The organism is Sphingobacterium bambusae (assembly GCF_033955345.1).
Classification (GTDB): domain Bacteria; phylum Bacteroidota; class Bacteroidia; order Sphingobacteriales; family Sphingobacteriaceae; genus Sphingobacterium; species Sphingobacterium bambusae.
In genome coordinates this window covers 942,705-965,556 of the sequence record NZ_CP138332.1, presented here as the reverse complement: position 1 = coordinate 965,556, position 22,852 = coordinate 942,705, and the positions used below count along the sequence as shown (strand labels likewise).

Below are 22,852 nucleotides of genomic sequence, written 5' to 3'. Positions count from 1 at the left end.
CTAGCCTTTATATTTGTCGTGCAAACCCACACCAGCGGCTACCAATGGCTTGATCTTTTCCAGCCTAGTCTGCTTGGTTTTATCCTGCTTCGCTTCATCGATAAAGGCATTGTATTCGCGTTGACGCCCAGGGGTGAGCTTATGAAAGGCCTCGCTAAACTGGCTGTCGCTTTCTAGCAGTGCAGCAAGAAATGCGGTAGGCACAAGCGGTTTCCCTTTTTCGGTCTTCAGCTCTTTGCCATCAAGGACGGTTTGTATGGCCTCTTCAATGTATCGAGCTATCTTCGTTGCATCCATTTCGTCCACGTGGCTAAAGCGCCACTGCCGTAAACCTTTGGTCTTGCCTTCGGAGCCGGAGACCAACACCTGCTCGGGGTCGCTCAAAAATACGCCGTTGTAAAACCAAATGGCGAAGTGCTGTTTGAATCCGGCATAGGATAGCACGTTTTTACCTTGAAAAGTGTACACATCGCCTCCCCACTTAAAGGTTTTCTGTAAAGGGAAATCCTGAACAATCGCTTGCGTCTTTTCGATCGCTTCTTGCCATTGGCTATGGTATTTCTTCCAGTCGGGTGCTACCTTGTCTTGTTGCTTTTCCAGGTTAAACTGCACGATCTTCTGCAGGAGGGCTTTTGGTATCGGCTGGTCGAGCGGCAGTTGTATCGCTCCTTTAGACGTTTTATAGGAAGCAAGCTCGGCTTGGTAAAATGTAATGGCTGCTGGGCCGGGGTAGATGCCTAGGTGATTTTTGGACAGTGCAAAGTGGATGAGGTTACCTTGTTGTCGAAAGGTGGGCATTTGGTAACTTATCGTTTCCTTAGCTTCGGGAGCGGCCTCCCGTATAATTTCCCGTACGCTTTGTAGCAAGACTTGTTGCTTGTCGTCAAACTGGGCGATGTATTCGTCGATGTTTGTAAAGTGAGCGCTTTCCATAGTATTTACTTTTTAGATTTCATCGCGGGCACCTTCTTGATGCTGTCTGTGCCGAGCAATGTTTGGTATTCTTCGGAGGCACAATCGATCAGCCGCACTTTCCCTGCCGAATCGGAAAGAATGCCCCAACCATAGGTTTTGGCCAAGGGTGAAGTGCGCAGGCAGGGTTGCCCTTTAGCAAAAAACTGAGCACGGGCTTCAGCCATCTCGGAATCAAGGAGCTCATTGCGGTAGGCATAGGTCAAAAAAATCACCTCGTCCGAGGTATGAGAAGAGGGTTGCTCCGCAATGAGTTCAAATTGCCAATTGGCGACGGTTTTCTTTCCTTTTGCTGATAGGGGAGCCACACCTTGGTTGGCCTTGCTGTCTTCCGCTACGGTGATGAGCGTGTCATAGTAATTCGTGGAATGGATCTTCATGATGCTATGCTAAGCGTAATACGATGTTTTAGTTGTTGGCTACGCGTGTGTAGGTATGGCTTAAGAAGGCTATCGTTTCGGTCATCAGCGTGGTTAACACTGTGCTGTCGATATCTGTCAGCCGTTTGATGTAGATGCAGGCTTTGCCCATCTTGAATTTTCCCAAGCCATCCAACAGGTGGCGGTGTTCATCGGCACCGGTGTATACGTAAAGGGATATGGCATCTTTTCGCGGCGAGAAACCAATCAGGGGAGCCTCACCGGCATGGCCACTGGCATAGCGGTAGGCATATTTGCCGAAACCAATGATGCTCGGACCAAACATTTGTGCCTGCTCGCCACTTACTTCTTCCATGAGTGCTATCAGTGCGAGGCTATCTTGCCTTTTCTGTTCATCATTCACCTGCTGTAGGAAGTTGCCTACCTCTTCGCCGGTGTAGGCTGTTTTGTTTTTTGCCATAGCTTCTTTTGTGTTTTTTATTGTCGCCTTATGCTTTGCTGTTGCCGTAGATCCGCTCTACATAGCTCTTGAAATTATCCAAGATGGCCTGCCAACCGTCACGCTGCATGTCTATGGATGTTCAGATTCGGCATCGAAAGCTATCTCAATCGTCGTGCTTTCGTTATGTTCCCGGAAGTGTATGTCCACTTGTCGACCATCTTCCATTGCATAAGCGATGCGCTTGAAAGGTTCTATTGCGGTATATTTCCCTTCGAAGTCAAAGCCGAAACTTCCGTCTCTGGCTTCCATGCGATTGCTGAATTTCCCCCCAACGCGTAAGTCGTTAAAAGAACTGGTACAGTGCCAATCCGCTGAGGCGTGGTTCCACTGCATAATATCTTCGGCGGAATTGTAGGCATTCCAAATAGTCGCTACATTGTTGTTTATCGTGGCCTGGATGTTTATCTTTTCCATTGTTTCTTATTTTTCGTTATCCAATTTTTTTACTAACAATACGGTACCGGCTGGATCTTTGATCCAATGCATTCCTGGGCTTATCTTTTCGATATCATCGCAGGTCTGCACATCGTTGGTTTGCAGGTAGGCGGTGGCGCGATCTACATCTGTCGTTTGTAGTTCTAGCCATAGTTGCCCCTGCGTCACTCCCTCTACACAATCCAACCACAGTATCGTTTCGCCAAAGCGCAGCTTATGTGTGGCCAGCACCGTGGGATGGTCAATCGGCACTTCCTCCACATCAAATAGGAGGATGTCGCGGTAAAACGCTACCGTCTTTTCATATTCTCCCGGCGGAATTTTCATCGCCATGTTAGGTCCCCCTCTAAAATTGATTTCCATACGTACATGCTGTTTGTTTTCCTCTATCAAAATTACGTGCCTGTGCGAGGTAAACGCTTGTCTTAGGGCAACTTTTTGCGGATATAGCTTATTTGCCGACCAATTCTTTTCGTATGCGGCTCAGGGAGGTGTCTGTTATCCCTAAAAAGGTCGCTATATGCTTCAACGGCGCTTGCTGCAGGATTTGCGGCTTTTCGTCCAGCAGCTGCTGGTAGCGGTCGATGGCCGAAAGGGTAATCATATCCAGCGCTCTTTTTTTTGTTAAAAACAGTTGGTGCGACATCCAGGCGCGTCCCCATTCTGTCACGGCGGGGATACGCTCAAAGAGATCCTGAAAGGCATCAAACTTGATACGCCATAATACACAATCGGTTAAGCAGATGATGTTTTCCTTTGTTGGGATGTGGTGGAAGATAGATGCTACCTCGATCACAATTTCATCTTCACAGAAGAAATTGGTGCTGATATCGTTACCATCATAATCATACACGAAAGAACGCACAATCCCTTCTTCAAGGATGTAATAGCAATCGCTCACCTGACCCTCGCGTAATAAAAGGTCGCCTTTTTTGAACGTCACGCGTTCGTGCTGTGCCGTAATCTGGTCGAGATCGGCGTAGCTCATGGATGGATACTGGTAAATCAGATGGAGTTTCTCTGGGTACATAAGCGCTAGCTGCTAGTCTGCATTGTTTATTCTTGTTAGTAAGCTGTAAAAGCCCAATAAAAATAGAAAAATCTTTGCAATGTGCAAGGTTTATCCGGTACAAAATCCGGTGCAATCGATAGCGCTCATTGAATGTGTCTCCTTTACGTCCACAGCATAAAAAAAGCTGCTTCCGTAATGGAAACAGCTTCTAAATAAACTATACAAACGATTAAAAGTCAAATTTTACACGTACCCGAATACCGTGTTTTGGCGCATCAGGCTGATCTAGGTAGTTCAATCGACGTACATAGTCTACGCGAATGAACTTGAAGATATTTGTCAATCCTACGCTGGCCTCAATATAGGGTTTGCTACCAAAGCCGTAGGTGATGGGCTGTCCATCGTCATTTTTTTGAAATTGGAAGACATTGCTGCTGTAAGCAGGATCGTTTTCCTGTCGCAGACCGCCGTAAATGGCTTTCATACTGAATACTTCGCGCCACTTAAGTTTCTTGATCAATGGCACCTTGTTCAAGATGAAACCATTCATGTAGTATTGCACATTTGCCGAAACCGAATGGTCGCTCACAAACTCCAGGAAGTTCATTAAGTTGTACGAGCGCAGTTGGTAGGCATACGTCTGGTTTGCCCGATGGATATTCAAGAATGGAAAAGGAATGTTATTGCCCAAGATATAGTTTCCTTCGACGTTCACATCGGCATAGCCCAATTGCGAAAAGTAAAAACGCTTGTCGGCTCCCAAGGTAAAGTTGTGGTAATCATATTCTCCCTCAAGCACATTCTTAAGCCCCGCTACATAGTTGAAGTAGAAAATCGGGTATTTGTTAAAGATTGGGGTGCGATACAATTTACCTTGATAGTATTCCTCATGTGGTGCATAGCGTACGCTGAGGGATAGCTCTGTCGTATTCAGTTCGTTGAAAAGTCGGTTATTACCGTTTTCATCAAACATTTGGTAGGTCAGGATGCCCGCTGGCTGCTGTTTCCATTTTGAAAGGCCCAAGACATAAGATAGGTTGTTGGCAAACTCCCTTTTGTACTCTAACCTATAGATGTCGTTGTAGAGGTAACGTTCGTTTTCACCGCGTTTGAAGGAAAGCAAGAAGTTGTCTTCCTGTACAAATTCGAGGTTCTGCCCCGGTATTTTCGTATCCCGCATCACCGAAGCACGTAGGTAATGTTGCGGGAAGGTATACACCGATTTATTGTTGAGGGCATAGGTAGCACTCAGAAAATACTTCCATTTCTCATCCTTGAAACCATAGGCGGTATAACCTTCGGCATAAAAGCGTTTGCTCAGGCGGTCGGTGGTACGTCCGCCAAGGCGCAAGCGGAATCCCTCTACGGGATTGAAGCTGTAGAAGGTGTTCACAGGGCCAACTTCCACAGGTCCCAACTGTTTATAGCCCGACAGAACCAAGGCACTGATATCCAGAAAACGTTGAAACGAAGGCATCAGCTGCAAAGTATCGATATTGCGGTAGATATTTTGCTCGTTGGACTGCAAAGGTACGGGGCGGTGGGTAAGCCAATAATCGTCTGCAATAGGCTTCTTCTCCTGCTCGAACACCTTCACCACGGCTGGCCCAGTATAAGTGCTGTCCGGCATCGCAATACCAGTCTTAAAATCTTCGAAGATAACAGTGCGGTTGCCTTTAATCCCGGTTCCTTTATCGGTCAACGAGAAATCCAGTCCCAAAGAACTTGTTTTGAGGTAGTATCGGTTGTTGCTGTCCCTTTCGTAGTCTAGCTTGGCATCCAGGTCACGCACAAAGTTGAGGTTAATGTCATTGGCTACACTCAGCTCGGCATGTTTTACGGCATAGCGGCCATCCAAGGTGATATAAAGCTTTCCTTGAAAAAGTAGATCGGCTTTATTCCGCGGAAAGAAACTCAATTCAACCAAATAAGGGGTTTCTGTTTTGATCGTATCGGTGATGTAGAACTTATAAAATGTCGGAGAAGCACCGGCAATAGGGCTCAAGAATTGGTTCGTCACCAGTTCGATGTTGCTTTCATAGATATCGATATCTTGATACAGCTTGTTAAAGTAGGCGCTCATCCCATTGTTATCAATAAATTTGGGATCAAATTGGGCGCGCTGTTCGGCCAAGATCAACTGTTTGCTGTTGTTTGGCTTTTTGCGGGTGTAGAATTGCGAAAGGCGCTCTTCGATAAATGCGGGTAGGGTGTATCCTTTGGTAGCACCTTCTTCGGCATCTTCCTGCTCAAAAAGAAACTGATAGTTCTTAAATACTTTCCTGTTTTTAAATTTCTCCGAAAGGTTGCTTAAGCCCAGCGAGATCTTTTCATATTGTTGGTATTCGGCATACTCGTATGCCTCCAATCGGTTTTCATCTTTATGTGCAATCACCTGACGGATCAGTTCCACCGCAGGATTATTCTTGTTGGAATACTTTGAACGTCTAGGCGCCTTTATTTCCACGGCTTCCAGCGTGTTTTCCTCCGGCACAAGGTAGATCGTGAGTTCTTGGTAGGCATCTGCGCTTATGCTTACGTCCTGCTGCTCGTAGCCTACGTAGGATATCCGTACCTTGGAAAATCCCGGTTCTATATGTAGGGCGAAGTTACCGTTATCGTCGGTCGCGGTAGCCGTTGTTGATCCAATGGCTGCCACCGTGGCGTAGCCTATGGGCTGTTTATTGGTAACGTCCATTACCCGGCCTTTTATGTGCAGGTTCTGTGCGTTGGAAATGAAAGAAAAGGTGAGCAGTACAAAAAGTAATGCGATATACTTACGGGCTACCTTTATATGTATTGTGGACATAACGTATAATTTGAAACTATCGAACTGACTTTTGAACTTATAAAGTCAGCTCTTTAGGAAGTCGAACAAAAGTAATAATTGTTTAAATAAGTTTAAAAGGGAATAGCGGGCGGAAAAAGGATTGTGACTTTGTTTTGATGATTCTGTTTTTTCCGTTACAATTAAAAGGGATCGGGCACGTGAAAATGGATGATTTCGTGGGTACGTGGGTGTTGAAATTGGATGTATCCGGCATGTAGGTGTAGGCGTTCGTGGCGGCTGCCATAGAGATCGTCGCCGACGATAGGGCAGTGGAGCCCCAAGTGGTGGGCGGCATGTACACGCAACTGATGGGTGCGGCCTGTCAACGGAAAAAAGTGAACGCGCGTTTTGCCTTCTTCATGTTGGAGCAGGCGGTAGCGAGTGCGTGCGGGCTTGCCATAGGTGTAGCACACCACTTGCCGAGGTCGGTCGTCGAGGTCTACACGCAGCGGTAAATCGATCTCTCCTTCGTTTAGTGGAAGCTCGCCATCGAGCAGCGCCGTGTAGCGCTTGACGACGGTGTGTCGTATAAACTGATCCTGTATATATTGGTGGGCTTCCTTATTTTTTGCTAAAACGAGTATACCGGAGGTCGACATGTCTAATCGGTGAATGACCACCGGGCCGGATATATCCGGTATTATGCTGAGGATACGGCTATATACCGAGTCCTGTATATGGATGCCCGGTACGGAGAGGAATTCTGCCGGTTTGTTGACCACAACAATATCATCATCTTGGTAAATAATTTCCACTTCCTTACCTAAGGCAGGATTTTCCAATAACGGATTGGGATCAACGGATAGGCCTTGCAGCATATGCGACAAGATGGGTTCACATTTGCTTTTGCAGGCAGGGTAGTAGTTTTTATGTTTGCGTACCTCCGAGGCGGGCGATGCTCCCCACCAAAATTCAGCCATAGCTATGGGCTTCAGGCTATGTTGGTAGGCGTATTGCAGCAGCTTCGGCGCGGCGCATTCTCCTGCTCCGGCAGGTGGCGTAGGTTGCTTGCTGTCTGTAAAGATGGATAAAACACTGCGTTGCTCGCCAGCGGCATTTAGAAATTGGTATTGATCAAACAGGCGGCGCTGTAGCGCGGCAGAGCGCGACTTACGCTCGTTACGCAAGCGCTCTATAGCTTGCTGCCGATCCTCCAGCTGCTGTTGCTTGGCTTCCATGCTGCTTTTCCAGCCGGCCTTCAATACGTCGTATTCGTGTTGGTCGCGGTAGCTTTGTTTGATAAGGTCTTCTTCTAACAGTCGGTAGGCTGCTTCATCGAGTTGCTCTTTACCGTGCATACGCTTTTCTTTGCGTCCCGCCTTTTCTCTTTTCATGTGTTGGCGAAATTCGGACAAAGCGGTTTGCGCCTGCTGCTGTAAGTCGGCTAGATCTGTCTCCAACTGCGGGAGCGTTGTGTCTTTCGTCAGCTGCTCGATTTTGCTGTTCAAGGCATTGATCTGTTCTTCTTCCGTTAAAAAGAAGCTGTCCTTGGTCAACATATCGAAAATAGGCGGCACAAAGTAGCGATGTTGGTTGCTGTTGGCCAGCTTACCCGACACGGCCGCGAGGTAGGCTAATGCTCCGTCCTCGGTCTCAACAACCAATACGCCAAACATCTTCCCAATAACGAGTCCTTCCATGGCTCGTAAACCGAAGTTGTGCACAAAATCTTCCTGTGTTTCGAGGTAGGTTTGCAGCTCGCTTGCCGCTAGTTCGCTCAAGGGATTGGGTACATAGCTAAACGGAAAGGTAAAGCGTGCGGGTTTTGTCAAATGGGAAACATCCGATTGGAACTGATGTAAGAAAGGGATGTTTGTTGTTGACATCTGCGGGGTTTTATCGCGGCACAAAAGTAAAAATTTATTCCGATTTATGACAATAATATGGAGCAGTGCTTTTCCTGAAAAACGGTAAAAAGCGTAACTTGTCGTAGAACAAAATGAATGTATACATGGAAAAAATAACATTAAAAAATACTGCGCTTGAGATTGCGTCGATTATTTTCGGAGGCAACGTTTTTGGATGGACGTTAGACGAGAAAGATTCCTTTGCTATTTTAGATGCTTTTGTGGATCGTGGTTTCAACGCTATTGACACCGCCAACCAATATTCATATTGGGTGCCGGGAAATCAGGGCGGAGAGTCCGAGACGATATTGGGAGCTTGGACAAAGTCGAGAGCCAACCGCGACCGTGTGGTATTGATGACGAAAGTAGGTGGCGCTTTCGCAGGTAGCCCAACGCCAATCACCACACGGCAGCACATCGTCGAGCAGGTGGAACTATCGCTGAAACGTTTGCAGACGGACTATATTGATCTGTATCAAACGCATTTCGATCAGGAGGAGACTCCCGTAGAGGAAACGCTCCGTGCTTACGAAGAACTGGTCAAAGCAGGCAAAGTACGCTATATCGGTGCTTCCAACCTTACTCCAGATCGCCTTCAGGAATCCTTGGAGACCAGTCGCAAATTGGATTTACCCACTTACAGAACGCTGCAGCCGGAGTACAATCTGTACTCCCGCGAGGGCTTCGAGAAAAACTATCGCGACATTGCGCAGGCTCAGGAGCTGTCGGTCATTCCTTACTTTTCGCTCGCTAGCGGCTTCCTGACCGGAAAATACCAAAGCGAGGATGATTTTGGTAAATCGGCACGCGGACAGGGGGTGAAGGATCAGTACTGGAACGAACGGGGGCAGAAAATCGTGACGGCACTGCAACATGTGGCAGCGCAACACGACAGCACGCCTTCGGCAGTGGCGCTTGCTTGGCTCTTGCAGCAACCGACGGTGGCGGCGCCTATCGCTAGTGCCACCAAGGAACTGCACCTGCAACCTTTTGTGGATGCCGTGGACTTAACCTTTGCCAAGGAGGAATTGATTTTGCTGGATGAAGCAAGTAGTTATTAATTAAGGTAGACAAATATGAGAACAAGCATTGGTATTAAAGAGAAGGATCGGCAGGCTGTTGCCGAGATATTAAATAAGTTGCTCGCCGATGAGCATGTGCTATATGTCAAAACGCGCAATGCACACTGGAATGTGGAGGGGCCTGATTTTCATGCCCAGCATCTGTTTTTTGAGGGTATCTACGATCAGTTGGGCGAGACCATCGATGAAATTGCCGAACGGGTTCGTGCAATAGGGCATTATGCTGTAGGCACCATGAAGGAATTTCTAGCACTGACACAGTTGTCTGAAATGCGACATACGAAGAACAACAGCCAAGGGTATATCGAAGAGCTGTTGGAAGACGTGGAGGCGATTATCGTTTTCATCCGCGAACAGATTCATCTTGTTGGCGAGACGTACAGCGATGCCGGAACGGAGGACTTCTTGGTGGGGATTATCGAGCAGCACGAAAAAACGGCCTGGATGCTTCGTGCCCACTTGCGCTAGAGCGCACGAAGATGATTATACGCTGCAGGCTTGGCATTTCTCCCGAGCCTGCAGCGTATTTTTATAATCCGGAACAGCGATTCTTTCATACAATTTTTATTGATAAACAGGTATTTCTAGTATATTTGTTGTAGATAACTTTTGATAACCATGAAGAAATTTTTTCTATCTGTTCCAAAAGGGACGGTCACATCGAACTTAGCTGCTTTTATTCTTCGTATCGGCTTCGGCTTGCTGATGATTCCTCATCATGGCTACGCCAAATTGGTGGAATTCAATGAGCGTAAGGCACAGTTTATGGATTTTCTTGGACTAGGGAGTACCATTTCGTTAAGTCTCGCCATCTTTGCAGAATTTTTCTGTTCTATATTTTTGATTTTAGGTCTTTTCACGCGCCTAGCCACCATACCGCTCTTGGTAACGGCTTTCGTTATTCTTTCCGTGCACAACTGGGAATTTTTTGGCCAACATGAATTGGGTAGCGCCTTTGTTGTGGGCTATTTGGCTGTTTTCTTGCTTGGTCCTGGCAAGTTTAGTTTAGATTATCTGTTGTTTAAACGCGGGCGTTAAGTTGTTGAGATATAGTGATGAGGTGATGAAGTGATATGGTGATGAGCTGATAGCGGTAATCCTATAATTTACCATGATCTTTATCTACATACTCTGTACTCACTACTAAGTACTATCTTGTCCCTAAGCCCGGGACGTGGGCGATACTTTTGTGGGGCAAAAGTATCCAAAACCCTGTCGCGAATTTTTGTTGCATCCTTGGGGGACGGTGCATAGGCAAGTTTCTACAGACGCAACAAAAATGATGCGACGTTCGTGTTAATATTAGGCAGGTGCTGTAATTGTATAGTTTGTGAATTCAGTGGACGAGGTGATGTAGTGATATGGTGACATGCTGATGAGCTGATAGTGGTAATCCAATAATTTACCATGATCTTTATCTACATACGCTGTACTAAATACTAAGTACTATCTTGTCCCTAAGCCCGGTAGATGGGCGATACTTTTGTGGGGCAAAAGTATCCAAAACCCTGTCGTGAATTTTTGTTGCATCCTTGTGGGACAGTGCTTAGGCAAGCTTCTACAGACGCAACAAAAATAAGGCGACGTTGCTGTTAATTAAGGCAGGAGCGGTAATTGTAAAGCTTGTGAATTTAGTGACGAGGTGACAAAGTGACGTGTGATAGCGGTAATCTTTTAAGATTCATCGCTTCTCTTATCGCACTACGCTATACCCACTAAACAATACTATTAAAACGACAATGCTTCAATCTCGGCAACAGAAAGGCCTGTTACCTCAGCAATATCAGCAACCGAAAGACTCTTTTTCTTGAGTTGTAACGCTATCGCAACGGCTTTCCGGCGTTCTCCCTCTTCTAGTCCTTTTTCTAATCCTTCTTCTCGACCTTGTTCTCGACCTTGTTCTAAGCCCTGTTCTAGTCCTTGCGCTAGACCTCTCTCTAACCCCTGCTTCAAGCCGTTCTCAATCGCATCTGCTAGATCCAGTTCTTGGGTTTCACGGATGGAGAAGGCGTCCCATTTGCGTTTTAAACTTACATCGTACATATTTCGTTCCTCCTTATTTAACTGTGTGTAGGCGGCTATATCAAATAGCCGCTCAAATATAGGCTTCCGCAGATAGACCGATAGCTTCTTCAGCTTAGACATATTCTTTAACACATAGAGCCACCTATCGAGATCCGTCTGTAATTCAATCTCTTCCTTCTCAAATTTAACTAATTCTATGTAAGTATATCCCAATTGTTTATAAAAAACTTTTCCCGTATGTTTATCGCAGAGACCGATTTCATGAATATATCGTCCATCACTTTCATGATCGGGCATTGGGAATCCATCCAACAGCACAATAACGTACACTTCGCTGATCGCGTAGTTCCACCCAAAGCGATCACCTTTGGGTGCCATATCGGCAATCAGCTTGCTCCCATAATATAGCATCCGACGTTTCAGGTTTCGCTGCACACTGCGCTGCACCTCGATCAGGAACGTTTCCCCGCTGTCCGCCGTGCATACTAGGTCGAAGATCACCGTCCCTATATCTTCGGCGTCACCTACATGCTCGTTCTTCCCATAGTGGAAGTCAGCGATATGCTTACGTCCGTGGAAGAGTTCATTCAAAAAGGACTTTAGAAATTCCTTGTTCGTTTCCGAACCAAAGATTCGCTTAAAGCCGAAATCCGTCGTTAAGTCAATGAACGTACTGTTGGTCGTCATACTTCGCTTTATAAATGGTTTACAAGGCAAATAAAAACAAGATATTTTTATTAGTCGGTTATTAAACGGTTATAAACATTTAAGTTCGGTTAAAAAGGTGACATAGTGATGAAGTGATATGGTGACAAAGTGACGAGGTGATAGCAGTTATCTTAAGGTTTACCGCGATCCTTGTCTATGTACTCCGTACTAACTACTTTCTTGTCCCTTTCAGGAACCGGTTTGTCCTTCGCCAGGACAGGGCCATACTTTTTTCAAGATAAAAAAGTATGCAAAAAATCTTTGTTTCATCCATGCGATCTTGCCCACCGTCCAGCCCACAGCGTTTCACTGCCTGCCAGGCGAAGATGACATCCCAAAATCCTTCTCATTGGATTTTGGAATATAATCTAATGCCTTCCCTACTCACTAGGCCACGGCAGCATCTCGCTCTCTCCATCGCCTGATGAAACGAAAAAGCTCCGTTGATCGCTATATTTTAAATTAGATGTGCTCGATCGCTTTTGGGGAGTGATAAAGTGAGATGGTGATGAGTTGACATCGTATGATTGACTAGTTAATAGCTGTAATCTGCTAGTTTACCGCCATTTTCTTATCTATATACTCCGTACTAACTACTATATACTATTTTCAGTGCGACGAAGCACCTGAAGGAGACGAAGGCGTTTGAGGACTTTTGGCCTTCAAAAGTGCTGCCCTGCCGTGGCGAACGGCGGAAAGGGGTGAGGGGGGGAATAGTGATATTAGTGACAAGGTGATATAGTGACGAAGTGACATTTGATAGCGGTAATCTTAAGATTTACCGCTACCCTTATCGCACTACGCACTACGCATTACCCACTACCTAAAAAATCAATGCGCCAGAGACATTCCAAAAGCTAAAGCTACTGCCTTCGGGTTCACCTTGGGGGATATGTACCCGCAAGGTATGTTTGCCGGCCTTCAGGTTTCCGAGGTTGATGTAGTTGGGTGTAGTGATGGTTCCCGGGCACCAGTTGGAGCGGCTAAGATCGGATGAGGAAAGGCCGTTTTGGAAATTTCCGGATACCGGGTTGTAGAGCCTGTATGAACCGCAGTCGGTGCGCCATGGTGTAAAGCGGAAAGCAATTTCTCCGTCTAGGTAAATGCTGTTCTCCTTGGGTACAAACTCATCGCCATTTCCCCAGCCGCCGTGCCCGGTGGTGATGTAGCGCAGCTGCACATTTTCCGCATCGTGGGGAAGCTCAAAAGACACCTCCAATCCTTTTTCCTGACTGAAAAAGCGCGCATAGGTTTGCCCGCCCATTTCCATCACATTGGTGCTATTGAAAATGGACATCACGTTTTGATATTCCATCTTGGAGCTGCCGGGGTGTATGGTCAGTTCCAAGCTTACGCGATGTCCACCCTTGTCGTAGTTGCCGATGTAGGTACCAATATACACTTCTTTACCGTTCATAGCGCCTAAAAATTCCGAGATATCTTGTCGGTAGACGACAGAGTCTTGCCAGGTTTTGCCTTTCAGCGTCAAGCGATCGTTGAAGTGTGCTACACCAAAAGGCGTGAAAAAGCGCATCAGCTCGTAGATGGGCGAGTAGCCCTCGGTGCGCACCATGCCGGGATAGTTTTCGCCATCACCGTTGTTATACATCGGTAGGGTTTGCATACCATTTTTCATGCCGTCCAAGAAACTCTGCGCTTGGTCTTCCGCAATCATAAATACCGATCCTGTGCGGTCATAAGCATCGCCATTAGACTTTTCAATCAGCTGCACAAAAGCTTGGCTGCCCTTGTCGAGTGTCGGAATTTTAACTTTTTTGACGATCACCGTTCCGCTCGCAAAGCGCATGATGCTATCCGATTTTGCTTGATCGGAGAAGTTGATCTGTTCGTTTTGAAACACGGGTATATGTACAAATCTACTTTTCCAAACCTCATCTTGATAGGTTAAGGCATCCACCGTTTTCTTAAATTGGCGTAGCGCAACATGGTTGGGGATATGTTTTATTTTTTCAATCTTCGTCGCCGTGATCTTGGAGTTGCCGTTGCGCACATATTCCAATACCAGCCCTAAGTTTTGTCCCAGCTCGTTTGGTGCACCTTTTACGTTCAGGTCGTTGGTATACCAAATCTCGATGCTGTTGGAGTTTACTGATGTGGTAGCCTTCTTACAGGTGTAGCCCAGTATGTTCTTGGTCTCCTCGGTCAGAGCCAAGGTATTGCGGTTTAATATGGCGCTGTCTAATGTCGCAAGCTCGTTGTCTGCGGAGAAATTTGTGAGGCGGTAGTAGGCCGAAGGCTGCTTGCGGTCTACGAAGAATGTTTCATATGGATAGTGCGCGCTGGACTGGGTGGCCTTCTCGGAGGTGATCACCGTTTGCTCGGCATTGGTAAATACCAAGAGCGGATCTTCGTTCGGGGTAACCTTATCGTTATAGCTGCGTTGGTAGGTAATTTTGTACGATTGTGCAAAAAGAGCCGTCGTCAAGAACAGGAAGCAAAGCGATAGAAGGAATTTTCTCATGTCGATGGAAATTATTAGCTATGTAAATAAAAGGTAATTGTTCTGGCAAAAATAAAAAAAGGCAGTAGATAATTCTACTGCCTCGTCACTTTATATAAAAATAAATTAATCTTTTATACTGGGAACGTTAACCACCTCGTTAGTTTCAGCTTCGTAATCAACTTGGTCGAAATTAAAGCCAAATAGGTTGAAGAAGTCGTTGCGGTATCCGGCAATATCAGAGATATCTTCCAAGTTTTCCGTTGTCGCCTGTTCCCACAATGCGGCTACTTCAGCTTGTACATCCTCGCGCATTTCCAAATCGTCTACACGAATTCTGCCTTTCTCATCCAATGCAGGAGTTGATCCGCTGTATAGACGTTCGGCAAAAAGACGTTGCATCTGCTCGATTGTTCCTTCGTGGATTCCTTTTTCTTTCATCACTTTGTAGAGCAAAGAGATGTAAAGTGGAACAACAGGGATTGCCGAACTGGATTGCGTCACCAAAGCTTTGTTGACCGATACGTAGCTGATACCGTTTAGGTCGCCCAACAGCTCGTTGAGAACCGGAACAGTAGCTTCCAAATCATCTTTTGCTTTTCCGATGGTTCCGTTACGGTAGATCGGGTAGGTCAGCTCAGGGCCAATGTATGAATAGGCTACTGTTTTAACACCTTCTGCAAGGACATTAGCGGCCTTAAGTTCTTCGATCCAGAATTTCCAGTCTTCGCCACCCATCACGGCCACCGTGTTGTTGATGTCGTCTTCGCTTTCTACCGGCTGAATGGAGATATCAGAGATCACACCCGAGTGGAAATCAACCGTTTTATTGGTAAATGGATTTGCAATAGGTTTTAATACCGACGCATGGGCCACACCTGTTTTAGGGTGCGTACGGCGTGGGGATGCCAATGAATAAACAACCAAGTCTACCTGCCCAAGATCTTGCTTGATAAGCTCGATGGCCTGTTTTTTTACGTCGTCGGAAAAAGCGTCGCCGTTGATGCTCTTTGCATAAAGGCCTGCTTCCTGTGCTTGCTGCTCGAAGGCGGCACTGTTGTACCAACCTGCTGTTCCGGGCTTGCCTGGCGCTGCGGACTTCTCAAAGAATACACCGATGGTGGCAGCGTTAGATCCGAAAGCGGCAGTGATGCGCGATGCCAAACCGAAACCTGTGGAAGCACCGATTACCAAAACCTTCTTTGGGCCATCTTTGATCTCGCCCTTGGACTTTACGTAGTCTATCTGTTGTTTAACATGTTCTGCTGTACCTTCAGGGTGTGAAGTCAAACAGATAAAACCTCTTACGCGTGGTTGTATGATCATATTATTTTTCTATCTATTCCAAATGAAGATGCAAATTAACTAAATTTAATAGAATTATGCGCACATCTGTAGTTATTTCAGTTCGATCGTTACCTGATAGTCGCCGGTATACGGGTTTTCCTGCATCAGACTTTCGCTGATAATGAGGCGGTAAGTGCCGACTTGCGTCAGGCTGTCGGCAAAGGTTTTTCCAAAAGGCCCATCCGCTTGGCCATTGGGCATCAGCAACTGATTAAGCCGTATGTTGCCTATTGTGCTGGACGTTTTCAGATCGATATGCACCATCGCTGCTTGCGCAAGCTCGAAGGTCAAGGTGTCTTTTTGATGGGCTATGCGATGTCGTTCGAAGATGATGGGTCGCTTTTCCTGCTTATCCAATCGTTCCATTGCGCTGCTGTCCGACTGTTCCGCTGTCGTCTGTCCCTGATTGGGATGTTGGCAAGCGCCTACCATGATAAGCATGCTGGCGGCTAAGTAATGTTGTAGTTTTTTCATAGAAAAGCCTTTCGCTTAGTAGAACGAAAGGCTGCTCATTTTGTTTGCGTAGTGACTTATTAGAGGAGGTTGATGTCCTGTGTGGCGAGTAGCTGTCGCTGTTCTTCGTTCCAAATGCTTACCTGAACCTCGCCAATATGGGACTTCTTCAGCATAAACATGCATACCCGCGATTGACCTATGCCGCCGCCGATGGATTCCGGCAGTTTGTCCTCTAGCAACATGCTGTGGAAGGATAGTGCTGCACGATCACGGCTGTTGCGTACCTCCAGCTGGTGTAGCAAGGCCGATTTATTGACCCGGATACCCATGGAAGAGAGCTCGAATGCAGCATGTAAAATGGGGTTCCATACCAAGATATCGCCGTTGAGGCCTTTGTAGCCGTTTTCATTGTCTGTACTCCAGTCGTCATAGTCGGCGGCGCGTCCATCGTGCGGAAAGCCGTTGCTCAGTGCTCCGCCTATACCATAGATAAATACGGCACCATGAGCCTTAGCGATGGCATGTTCACGCTCTTTTGGCGTCAGGTCGGGATAGGTGAGGAGCAGCTCTTCCGCCGAAATAAAATGGATCTCCTCCGGCAATACGGCCGGGATCTCTAGGTATCGCTGCGCTACTGCCTGTTCGGTGGCATAGAGTGCTTGGTAGATTTGTAGCACCGTTTGTTTGAGGTAGCTGAAGCTACGGTCTGCGACGGCTATATGTTTCTCCCAGTCCCATTGATCAACATAGATAGAGTGGATGGGCGTGTAATCCTCGTCGGGGCGCAGTGCCCGCATATCGGTCAAGATGCCTTCGCCCTTTTCGATCTCCAGCTGTTGGAGGCGCAGGCGCTTCCATTTGGCCAAGGAGTGTACCACCACGGCGCGTTGCTCGTTCAAGGATTTGATCGGAAAGGCTACGGGCCGCTCGATCCCATTGAGGTCGTCGTTGATGCCTGTGCCATCCAGCACCACCAACGGCGATGATACCGGTATCAGGTTTAATGTTTCTTTTAGTTTATGCGAAAAGGTTTCCTTAACAAACGTGATCGCCTGCTCGGTTTTCAATAAATTACGTCCCATAGTATTGTCCTCAAAATAACACAACCAGTAGGTTTTTCTGATTGCTATTTTTGTAAAATTTAGACGTAAAAGTAATGAAATTATTAAATAAAAAGCGTGTGTTTTTTATTTTCTATATAAAAAAGGCTTGTTATCTATTTGGATAACAAGCCTCGTGTTTTATTCGGCAAAGCTTTGCTTTCTTATACGGAGAAGCTCTCTCCACAAGCGCAGGTACGGCTGGCATTTGGATTGTGGAATTCAAATCCTTTACCACCCAGACCATCGGAGTAATCCAACTCTGTCCCCGCAAGGTAGAGGTAGGATTTGATATCCAAGCATATTTTTACGCCTTTATCTTCGCAAAACTGGTCGCCCTTCTTTTCTTCGTTATCAAAGTTTAGTTTGTAGGAAAGACCCGAGCAGCCGCCGCTCTCTACGGCCACACGTACGAAATAGTTGCTATCGTACTGCTCATCCTGCATAATCTGCTCTATACGTTGTTTTGCCTTATCGGTGATCGTTACCATGTGTTCTCCTATTATGTTATTCGCTACCTTACAAAATACGTTAATATCGCTTATAGTTGCAAGGGCGTTGGGTTATCCTAGTGTAAAAAAACTAATCGATGAGGCCGTCTGTAAAAAGTTTCCAAACCGGCGATAGGGTGCGGATCTGCTCCACGGCAGCTACCAAGTCGTCGATGGCGCGGGTGACCTCACTTTGCTCGGTGAATTTGCTCAGGCTAAAGCGCACGCTGCTGAAGGCGTCATCGTCGGATACCTGCATGGCCTTCAACACGTGGGAGGGGTCGAGCAGCCCGGAGGCGCATGCCGAACCCGAGGAAAGTGCTAGCTGGGGCAGGCTGGTCATCAGCTCCGCCGATTTGATATGCCGGAAGGCGATAAAGCTGGTGTTGTCCAATCGCTTTGCAGATGCGCCGTGCACAAAGGTTTGCGGTATTCGCGCTAGCAATTCGCGTTCCAGCTGGTCGCGGTAGAGCTTAAGATGACTGTGGCTTTTGGCGATTTCCAACGCTTTGCCGCATCCCACGATATTCGGTACTTGCAGCGTTCCGCCACGTATTCCATGCTCTTGCTTGCCACCGCTAATCAGCGCGGGAACCTGTATGGGCTTGCTTTTACGGCGTATGTACAATACGCCCACGCCCTTTGGCCCGTGAAACTTGTGCGCGCTAAAGGTCAAGATGTCAATGGCTGTGTTTTGTAGGTTGAGCTCCTGCTTGCCCACATATTGGGTGGCATCGCAGAAGTAGAGCACGTCTTTACGCTGGCATATGGTCGCAATCTCGTCGATGGGATGGATAACGCCCGACTCGTTGTTGGCGGCCATAATAGACACGAGGATTGTATCCGGCCGTATGCTGTCTTCCAGAAGCTGCAGGTCTACCTGCCCTTGCTCATCGACGGGCAGGTAGGTTATTTCTATACCGCGTTTTTCCAAGATGGCGCAGGTGCTCAGCACCGCTTTATGCTCGGTGCGGCAGGTGATGATATGCTTGCCTTTTTTCTGGTAGGCCTCGGCCACTCCACGCAGCACCATGTTAATGCCTTCCGTGGCGCCGGATGTAAAAAATATTTCGTTGGTTTTGCAGGTTAATTTGCTGGCCACCTGCTGCCGAGCAACCTCAATGGCTTGGTTGGCTTCGCGCCCCATGCGGTGCTGCACGCTCGATGCGTTTCCGTAGGATTCTTGTAAGTAGGGGAGCATGCTATCCAATACCGATGGGTCGATTTTACTGGTTGCATTGTTATCCAAATATATCCACGACATAGGTTAAAGATAGGCTTAATATGATAAAAACCTTCAAGATCTGCTAGATTATTTTATTTTTGTTTTATGGAAAAATTTGAAAGTAGTATCGAGAAATTAATAGATGCGGTGATTCTTAAACTTCCCGCCATTGGCATTGCGCTGGTGATCTTGGTCATTGGCCGCTATCTAATTGGTTTAGCACTTCGCCTGATCGAACGACGCTTTGAGAAGCGTAATGTGGATCGCTCCATCCGCAGCTTCCTGAGCAGCTTGATCAAGTTTACCTTGTACTGTCTACTGTTCTTGACCGTGGCCAATACCATGGGCATTCAGACGACTTCTTTTATTGCAGCTCTTTCGGCCTTTGGTTTGGCGGTGGGCTTGGCCTTGCAGGGCAGCTTGTCTAACTTCGCCGGAGGTGTGCTTATCCTGATGTTTCGCCCTTTTGAAGTGGGCGATTATATTTCGAGCAACAATGGCTCGGAGGGCACGGTAGATCGCATCGATATCCTCTACACCACCTTGGTTAGTGGCGAAGGGATTAAGGTGTTTAGCCCCAACGGAACCTTGGCCAACTCGGTGATCAAGAACTTTACGAAGATTATTTCGCGTAGGTTTCAGTTTATTGTGGGGATATCTTATGATGATAATATCAAGGACGCGAAGGATACCATTACGGCTTTGATTGCTGCTGATGAGCGTATCTTGAAAAGCCCTACGCCGGAAATTTTCGTGAGCGAGCTGGCGGATAGTTCGGTAAACTTAACCATCCGCGGCTGGGTAAACAAGGAACAGTTTTGGGCGACGCATAATGAGCTGCAGGAGAAAATAAAACTGGCTTTAGATGCTAAAGGCATTTCTATTCCCTATCCGCAAACCGAGATGCATATCAAATCTGACGGTACGATCTTGGCCAGTCTGCCGAAGAAAGATCAATCGAGTGATTGAGTAAGCACGTAATAACGGTAGGCCAATAGGCCCTGCTGCCATTTGCTCAGCGTTGCCGGATCTTTGTCCGAAAGCTTCGGCAACGCTGCTTTATTAACCTTGTTCAATAATCTAAAAAATGCCTTTTTCATAACTATCTTGCTTATTGCTACTTTATTAACAATGGCTAGGGGCAGAAGGTTTTGTTGGAGGTAATGTCATGTTTGCTTTTGATAGGATTAACTGTATGTCTAGGTATCGGGTAGTAACAATAACTATCTTTACTCGGGAAAAGAATTCTCTGACCAAAATGAATTAAATTTATTTGATCATGGATCGATAATGTACGATCCTGCTACCGGACGGTGGTCTGTAGGGGTACTGTAGTTGCAAATTTATCTGACCCTCGCTGGTTAGGTTGGACAAAAATGCATTATTCCATTACATTAGAAAATGGTATAATAAAAGCAATCGATGATTTTAAATTTAAATAATTATGAAAGTACGTTGCATAAATAATACGGGAGAATTTTTAAGAACCTATGAATATAAGAAATTAGAGAAAGAAATGATGGGTAGGTTTGGTGCTACTGCTTATACTGGATATGATCAATTATGGGTGGGTAAGGAATATTTAGTAATGGGTTTGATAACTTTTCAAACCTACCAGGCCTATTTAATAGATGATAGTGGGTTGATTTGTGCCTGTCCATGTCAATTGTTTGAGGTTGTTGATAATAAAGCAGCTTCAAGTTGGTACTTTAGATTAATAGAAAAAGACGAAAATATTTACCCTTTTGTGCAATCTATTTTGGGGTATTCTGAATTGTGTTCTGATAAAAAGGCATATGAGAACCTTATCGTAGAAATGGAGGAAGAGTATCAGAGGATTTACTTCAGGAGAAAGATAGAATTAGAGAAAGAATTAGGTAAGGAATAGTATGGGCGCCGTAAGGGGAAGAAGAGTTGTTTAATTTTACTGAAACGGGAGATTTCTAGTTCAGGTGAATAGAACTATGCCGGTACAACAGAAATAGGCAGGTTTAAATATTTAACGACCCTCTTAAAAGAAAAAGGGGATTTTGGTACTTTAGACCAGGTCGTTGAAATATTTATGCAACAATCGAAAGGAAAGCCAAATGCTAGCAGAGCAAGCATCTAAAAGAGTTAATAAGCTAAACTAAACTCTATTGGGGCACATAGAAGTAATTTTAAACTTGCTAATGTGAAAAATTAAATTTTCAAATGATTCAGCAGGAGTATAATAAGAACAGAAATACGTAGTAAGACTCGGTAAATAATATGATAGCGGCAACTTCAGTGCCTTTCTTTAAGGATTTAGCACAATATGATTTCGATAATGCAAACCACGATTTTCATAACGATTACAGTTTTGAAAAATTATCGTATGCCAGTGGTTTATTAAGACTAGTATTTAAATCTTTGATCGGTAGAAATCAACTGTCACTGATGTTCACCGACGTTAATATTATGACCATAGACTTTTTTAATGTTAATGATGTAGAGAATTTAACGCTTGATATTTTGTACAGAGGGAGAGCGGAAGTAAATGGAGCTTTAATTGAGCGTTTAGAAGACGGAAGAGGATATTTTTATTTGGAGTTTTATGAAGGTCAAACGTTGGAGTTTTGGGCCACGGGTTTTTACCTAGAATAATAACAGGATAATGTTTGGTTGCCCCGAAATTTTTGCGCACGCTGTCAGCACACCAGTTGGCGCCTTTTTGGCTGTTGTTATATTTTACTATGGTACCATTTTATAGTAACGTATAATATTAGCTAGATTCGCTAAGGGAAGATTACAGCGTAATAAATGTCGGACGTGTTACTATACTACACTAAATAATTTTTTTGGAATGATGTATAGAAATCTTGGTACTAAAGAGGCTTTATTTGTTGAAGGCCTTTTGAAAGATACGGTCAAATGGGAAACATGTATGCTGCAATTGACTGAACAGTCCACTTAAGCGCCGCTATCACCGTTCTGAATTTAGGAACGGATGCCGCAGTAGGTAATGTAGGCTATACGTTAGTATATCGTTTCGTATCTTTGTTGCTGGATTTGTTGTTAATTTTAGCATAGGTTTTTCCAAAAGATAAGTTTTATGGATTATATAGAATTTTTATATCCGGTATTGATATTCGGTAGCGTACTTTTTTCGGTTTGCGTCTTGAAAAGCGTAAGGTGCGTGCTGCCTTTAACGAGTATATAGATTTCTACTTGGAGCAAAATGACTTGACTATGGATAGCTATAAAGTTTTGTTTCTTTCAACGGGTAACTTCAAATTGCCTTGGTATCAAGTTATCGGTCCAATGACTCCTATGGGTAAGTCCAAGGGCTGGATTTTTATAGATCTGTTTGTCAAGGACAATGTTAAAAAACAATCACTTGCCGGGTAAGATCTGAAGGTTTTTATATCGTGGGTGCAGAATTTCGAGACCATGTAGTACAATCGGGTTAATGCTAATGAAGCTTCATAAACATAAGATTTATAATATTTTCTTTTTGGGGTACATGCTGTTGCTGGCTGCTATACTTTTAGCATCTACAAAATTGATGGATAATTCCGATGTATCAACAGCTATCAACGATATAGGGTTGCTTGGTAACAGTGGAGTAATGCAAATTATTTTCGCATTTTTGATCCTGACGTTAGGATTGTTTGTTGTTGTGATGCTAGGAAACGTTCTTGCAACAATTATTCTTCCGACGTACACCCTAAGCAGAGACGGGTGCGTCCTTTTAATCAACGCTGGGAAAATGTCTAAAAAATCGGTTCGAATTCCGTTTACGAATTTGGACGACCTTGAGATGGAAAAAGGAGATGCTTTCATGACTTTATGTATTACGAGCAAGGACGGAAGTAAGATGTCTTTTGTCATTTCGGCTCCTTTTTACCTCACATATTTCCTGAGTCGAAGAAAGGCGCTAGACGTAGAACGACGCCTTCATCTTATGTTTGGTAAGTTGCTGAGCATAAAGCAAAGAGAACAATAGATCTAATAGCGT

General features: G+C 45.5%; 24 protein-coding genes. 8 read left to right on the top strand and 16 right to left on the bottom strand.

Annotated elements, in window-relative coordinates; genetic code table 11:
• From SCB77_RS04015 to SCB77_RS03980, 8 genes are all read right to left on the bottom strand, one after another.
• A complete protein-coding gene (locus SCB77_RS04015) occupies positions 1 to 933 on the bottom strand; it encodes a DUF1801 domain-containing protein (RefSeq protein ID WP_320185141.1) in 933 nt (310 codons plus the stop codon).
• A 5-nt stretch (positions 934 to 938) separates the two neighbouring features.
• Complete coding sequence (locus SCB77_RS04010; protein ID WP_320185140.1) at positions 939 to 1,352, bottom strand: DUF6157 family protein; 414 nt, start codon at positions 1,350 to 1,352, stop codon at positions 939 to 941.
• Positions 1,353 to 1,380: 28 nt separating this feature from the next.
• Positions 1,381 to 1,812, bottom strand: a complete 432-nt coding sequence (locus SCB77_RS04005; RefSeq protein WP_320185139.1) for a DUF1801 domain-containing protein — start codon at positions 1,810 to 1,812, stop codon at positions 1,381 to 1,383.
• A gap of 111 nt (positions 1,813 to 1,923) precedes the next feature.
• Positions 1,924 to 2,268, bottom strand: a complete 345-nt coding sequence (locus SCB77_RS04000) for an SRPBCC domain-containing protein (RefSeq protein ID WP_320185138.1) — start codon at positions 2,266 to 2,268, stop codon at positions 1,924 to 1,926.
• 6 nt (positions 2,269 to 2,274) lie between these two features.
• Positions 2,275 to 2,652, bottom strand: coding sequence for a VOC family protein (locus SCB77_RS03995; RefSeq protein WP_320185137.1), 378 nt, complete (start codon positions 2,650 to 2,652; stop codon positions 2,275 to 2,277).
• 88 nt (positions 2,653 to 2,740) lie between these two features.
• On the bottom strand, positions 2,741 to 3,319 hold the full coding sequence (locus tag SCB77_RS03990; protein WP_320185136.1) for a Crp/Fnr family transcriptional regulator: 579 nt from the start codon (positions 3,317 to 3,319) through the stop codon (positions 2,741 to 2,743).
• Positions 3,320 to 3,530: 211 nt separating this feature from the next.
• A complete protein-coding gene (locus tag SCB77_RS03985) occupies positions 3,531 to 6,110 on the bottom strand; it encodes a DUF5686 and carboxypeptidase-like regulatory domain-containing protein (protein WP_320185135.1) in 2,580 nt (859 codons plus the stop codon).
• Between the two features lie 161 nt (positions 6,111 to 6,271).
• Positions 6,272 to 7,957 carry an RluA family pseudouridine synthase gene (locus SCB77_RS03980; protein ID WP_320185134.1) on the bottom strand — a complete coding sequence of 562 codons (1,686 nt, stop codon included), beginning with the start codon at positions 7,955 to 7,957 and terminating at the stop codon, positions 6,272 to 6,274.
• 125 nt (positions 7,958 to 8,082) lie between these two features.
• On the opposite strand from SCB77_RS03980, the gene SCB77_RS03975 reads away from it, so the two are divergent.
• The 3 genes from SCB77_RS03975 (at position 8,083) to SCB77_RS03965 (ending at position 10,098) form a co-directional block, all read left to right on the top strand.
• Positions 8,083 to 9,039, top strand: coding sequence for an aldo/keto reductase (locus tag SCB77_RS03975; RefSeq protein WP_320185133.1), 957 nt, complete (start codon positions 8,083 to 8,085; stop codon positions 9,037 to 9,039).
• A 15-nt stretch (positions 9,040 to 9,054) separates the two neighbouring features.
• Positions 9,055 to 9,528 (top strand): Dps family protein, encoded by a 474-nt coding sequence (locus tag SCB77_RS03970; RefSeq protein WP_320185132.1) that lies wholly within the window; start codon positions 9,055 to 9,057, stop codon positions 9,526 to 9,528.
• A 150-nt stretch (positions 9,529 to 9,678) separates the two neighbouring features.
• Positions 9,679 to 10,098, top strand: a complete 420-nt coding sequence (locus SCB77_RS03965; protein WP_320185131.1) for a DoxX family protein — start codon at positions 9,679 to 9,681, stop codon at positions 10,096 to 10,098.
• A 690-nt stretch (positions 10,099 to 10,788) separates the two neighbouring features.
• Here the strand turns inward: SCB77_RS03965 and SCB77_RS03960 are convergent.
• The 7 genes from SCB77_RS03960 to SCB77_RS03930 all read right to left on the bottom strand — a co-directional run bounded on the left by SCB77_RS03960 (position 10,789) and on the right by SCB77_RS03930 (position 18,912).
• Positions 10,789 to 11,772 carry an Rpn family recombination-promoting nuclease/putative transposase gene (locus SCB77_RS03960; RefSeq protein WP_320185130.1) on the bottom strand — a complete coding sequence of 328 codons (984 nt, stop codon included), beginning with the start codon at positions 11,770 to 11,772 and terminating at the stop codon, positions 10,789 to 10,791.
• Between the two features lie 844 nt (positions 11,773 to 12,616).
• Positions 12,617 to 14,275 carry a GLPGLI family protein gene (locus SCB77_RS03955; RefSeq protein WP_320185129.1) on the bottom strand — a complete coding sequence of 553 codons (1,659 nt, stop codon included), beginning with the start codon at positions 14,273 to 14,275 and terminating at the stop codon, positions 12,617 to 12,619.
• 105 nt (positions 14,276 to 14,380) lie between these two features.
• Positions 14,381 to 15,580 carry an enoyl-ACP reductase FabV gene (gene fabV / locus SCB77_RS03950; protein WP_320185128.1) on the bottom strand — a complete coding sequence of 400 codons (1,200 nt, stop codon included), beginning with the start codon at positions 15,578 to 15,580 and terminating at the stop codon, positions 14,381 to 14,383.
• A 72-nt stretch (positions 15,581 to 15,652) separates the two neighbouring features.
• Entirely contained in the window at positions 15,653 to 16,075 is a 423-nt protein-coding gene (locus SCB77_RS03945; RefSeq protein WP_320185127.1) for a hypothetical protein, read from the bottom strand.
• Positions 16,076 to 16,134: 59 nt separating this feature from the next.
• Positions 16,135 to 17,139, bottom strand: coding sequence for an aspartate--ammonia ligase (asnA, locus tag SCB77_RS03940; RefSeq protein ID WP_320185126.1), 1,005 nt, complete (start codon positions 17,137 to 17,139; stop codon positions 16,135 to 16,137).
• A gap of 182 nt (positions 17,140 to 17,321) precedes the next feature.
• Positions 17,322 to 17,648, bottom strand: coding sequence for a HesB/IscA family protein (locus SCB77_RS03935; protein WP_320185125.1), 327 nt, complete (start codon positions 17,646 to 17,648; stop codon positions 17,322 to 17,324).
• 91 nt (positions 17,649 to 17,739) lie between these two features.
• A complete protein-coding gene (locus SCB77_RS03930; RefSeq protein ID WP_320185124.1) occupies positions 17,740 to 18,912 on the bottom strand; it encodes a cysteine desulfurase family protein in 1,173 nt (390 codons plus the stop codon).
• Between the two features lie 66 nt (positions 18,913 to 18,978).
• Here SCB77_RS03930 and SCB77_RS03925 point away from each other — a divergent pair, with 66 nt between their 5' ends.
• Positions 18,979 to 19,842, top strand: coding sequence for a mechanosensitive ion channel family protein (locus SCB77_RS03925; protein WP_320185123.1), 864 nt, complete (start codon positions 18,979 to 18,981; stop codon positions 19,840 to 19,842).
• Here SCB77_RS03925 and SCB77_RS03920 read toward each other — a convergent pair.
• The gene (locus tag SCB77_RS03920; RefSeq protein ID WP_320185122.1) at positions 19,827 to 19,973 is read right to left on the bottom strand and encodes a hypothetical protein; all 147 of its coding nucleotides are present in this window, start codon (positions 19,971 to 19,973) and stop codon (positions 19,827 to 19,829) included. The genes SCB77_RS03925 and SCB77_RS03920 overlap by 16 nt on opposite strands.
• 344 nt (positions 19,974 to 20,317) lie before the next feature.
• Between SCB77_RS03920 and SCB77_RS03915 the strand changes: the two genes are divergently transcribed.
• The 4 genes from SCB77_RS03915 (at position 20,318) to SCB77_RS03900 (ending at position 22,840) form a co-directional block, all read left to right on the top strand.
• A complete protein-coding gene (locus tag SCB77_RS03915) occupies positions 20,318 to 20,761 on the top strand; it encodes a hypothetical protein (RefSeq protein WP_320185121.1) in 444 nt (147 codons plus the stop codon).
• Between the two features lie 362 nt (positions 20,762 to 21,123).
• The gene (locus tag SCB77_RS03910) at positions 21,124 to 21,498 is read left to right on the top strand and encodes a hypothetical protein (protein WP_320185120.1); all 375 of its coding nucleotides are present in this window, start codon (positions 21,124 to 21,126) and stop codon (positions 21,496 to 21,498) included.
• Between the two features lie 585 nt (positions 21,499 to 22,083).
• Positions 22,084 to 22,242 (top strand): hypothetical protein, encoded by a 159-nt coding sequence (locus SCB77_RS03905; protein WP_320185119.1) that lies wholly within the window; start codon positions 22,084 to 22,086, stop codon positions 22,240 to 22,242.
• Positions 22,243 to 22,309: 67 nt separating this feature from the next.
• Complete coding sequence (locus SCB77_RS03900) at positions 22,310 to 22,840, top strand: hypothetical protein (protein ID WP_320185118.1); 531 nt, start codon at positions 22,310 to 22,312, stop codon at positions 22,838 to 22,840.
• The last annotated feature ends 12 nt before the right edge of the window (positions 22,841 to 22,852 follow it).

Excerpts from the sequence above, each read along its gene's own strand:
- SCB77_RS04015 (WP_320185141.1), bottom strand. The coding sequence starts at position 933 with ATGGAAAGCGCTCACTTTACAAACATCGACGAATACATCGCCCAGTTT.
- SCB77_RS04010 (WP_320185140.1), bottom strand. The coding sequence starts at position 1,352 with ATGAAGATCCATTCCACGAATTACTATGACACGCTCATCACCGTAGCG.
- SCB77_RS04005 (WP_320185139.1), bottom strand. The coding sequence starts at position 1,812 with ATGGCAAAAAACAAAACAGCCTACACCGGCGAAGAGGTAGGCAACTTC.
- SCB77_RS04000 (WP_320185138.1), bottom strand. The coding sequence starts at position 2,268 with ATGGAAAAGATAAACATCCAGGCCACGATAAACAACAATGTAGCGACT.
- SCB77_RS03995 (WP_320185137.1), bottom strand. The coding sequence starts at position 2,652 with ATGGAAATCAATTTTAGAGGGGGACCTAACATGGCGATGAAAATTCCG.
- SCB77_RS03990 (WP_320185136.1), bottom strand. The coding sequence starts at position 3,319 with ATGTACCCAGAGAAACTCCATCTGATTTACCAGTATCCATCCATGAGC.
- SCB77_RS03985 (WP_320185135.1), bottom strand. The coding sequence starts at position 6,110 with ATGTCCACAATACATATAAAGGTAGCCCGTAAGTATATCGCATTACTT.
- SCB77_RS03980 (WP_320185134.1), bottom strand. The coding sequence starts at position 7,957 with ATGTCAACAACAAACATCCCTTTCTTACATCAGTTCCAATCGGATGTT.
- SCB77_RS03975 (WP_320185133.1), top strand. The coding sequence starts at position 8,083 with ATGGAAAAAATAACATTAAAAAATACTGCGCTTGAGATTGCGTCGATT.
- SCB77_RS03970 (WP_320185132.1), top strand. The coding sequence starts at position 9,055 with ATGAGAACAAGCATTGGTATTAAAGAGAAGGATCGGCAGGCTGTTGCC.
- SCB77_RS03965 (WP_320185131.1), top strand. The coding sequence starts at position 9,679 with ATGAAGAAATTTTTTCTATCTGTTCCAAAAGGGACGGTCACATCGAAC.
- SCB77_RS03960 (WP_320185130.1), bottom strand. The coding sequence starts at position 11,772 with ATGACGACCAACAGTACGTTCATTGACTTAACGACGGATTTCGGCTTT.
- SCB77_RS03955 (WP_320185129.1), bottom strand. The coding sequence starts at position 14,275 with ATGAGAAAATTCCTTCTATCGCTTTGCTTCCTGTTCTTGACGACGGCT.
- fabV (WP_320185128.1), bottom strand. The coding sequence starts at position 15,580 with ATGATCATACAACCACGCGTAAGAGGTTTTATCTGTTTGACTTCACAC.
- SCB77_RS03945 (WP_320185127.1), bottom strand. The coding sequence starts at position 16,075 with ATGAAAAAACTACAACATTACTTAGCCGCCAGCATGCTTATCATGGTA.
- asnA (WP_320185126.1), bottom strand. The coding sequence starts at position 17,139 with ATGGGACGTAATTTATTGAAAACCGAGCAGGCGATCACGTTTGTTAAG.
- SCB77_RS03935 (WP_320185125.1), bottom strand. The coding sequence starts at position 17,648 with ATGGTAACGATCACCGATAAGGCAAAACAACGTATAGAGCAGATTATG.
- SCB77_RS03930 (WP_320185124.1), bottom strand. The coding sequence starts at position 18,912 with ATGTCGTGGATATATTTGGATAACAATGCAACCAGTAAAATCGACCCA.
- SCB77_RS03925 (WP_320185123.1), top strand. The coding sequence starts at position 18,979 with ATGGAAAAATTTGAAAGTAGTATCGAGAAATTAATAGATGCGGTGATT.
- SCB77_RS03920 (WP_320185122.1), bottom strand. The coding sequence starts at position 19,973 with ATGAAAAAGGCATTTTTTAGATTATTGAACAAGGTTAATAAAGCAGCG.
- SCB77_RS03915 (WP_320185121.1), top strand. The coding sequence starts at position 20,318 with ATGAAAGTACGTTGCATAAATAATACGGGAGAATTTTTAAGAACCTAT.
- SCB77_RS03910 (WP_320185120.1), top strand. The coding sequence starts at position 21,124 with ATGATAGCGGCAACTTCAGTGCCTTTCTTTAAGGATTTAGCACAATAT.
- SCB77_RS03905 (WP_320185119.1), top strand. The coding sequence starts at position 22,084 with ATGGATAGCTATAAAGTTTTGTTTCTTTCAACGGGTAACTTCAAATTG.
- SCB77_RS03900 (WP_320185118.1), top strand. The coding sequence starts at position 22,310 with ATGAAGCTTCATAAACATAAGATTTATAATATTTTCTTTTTGGGGTAC.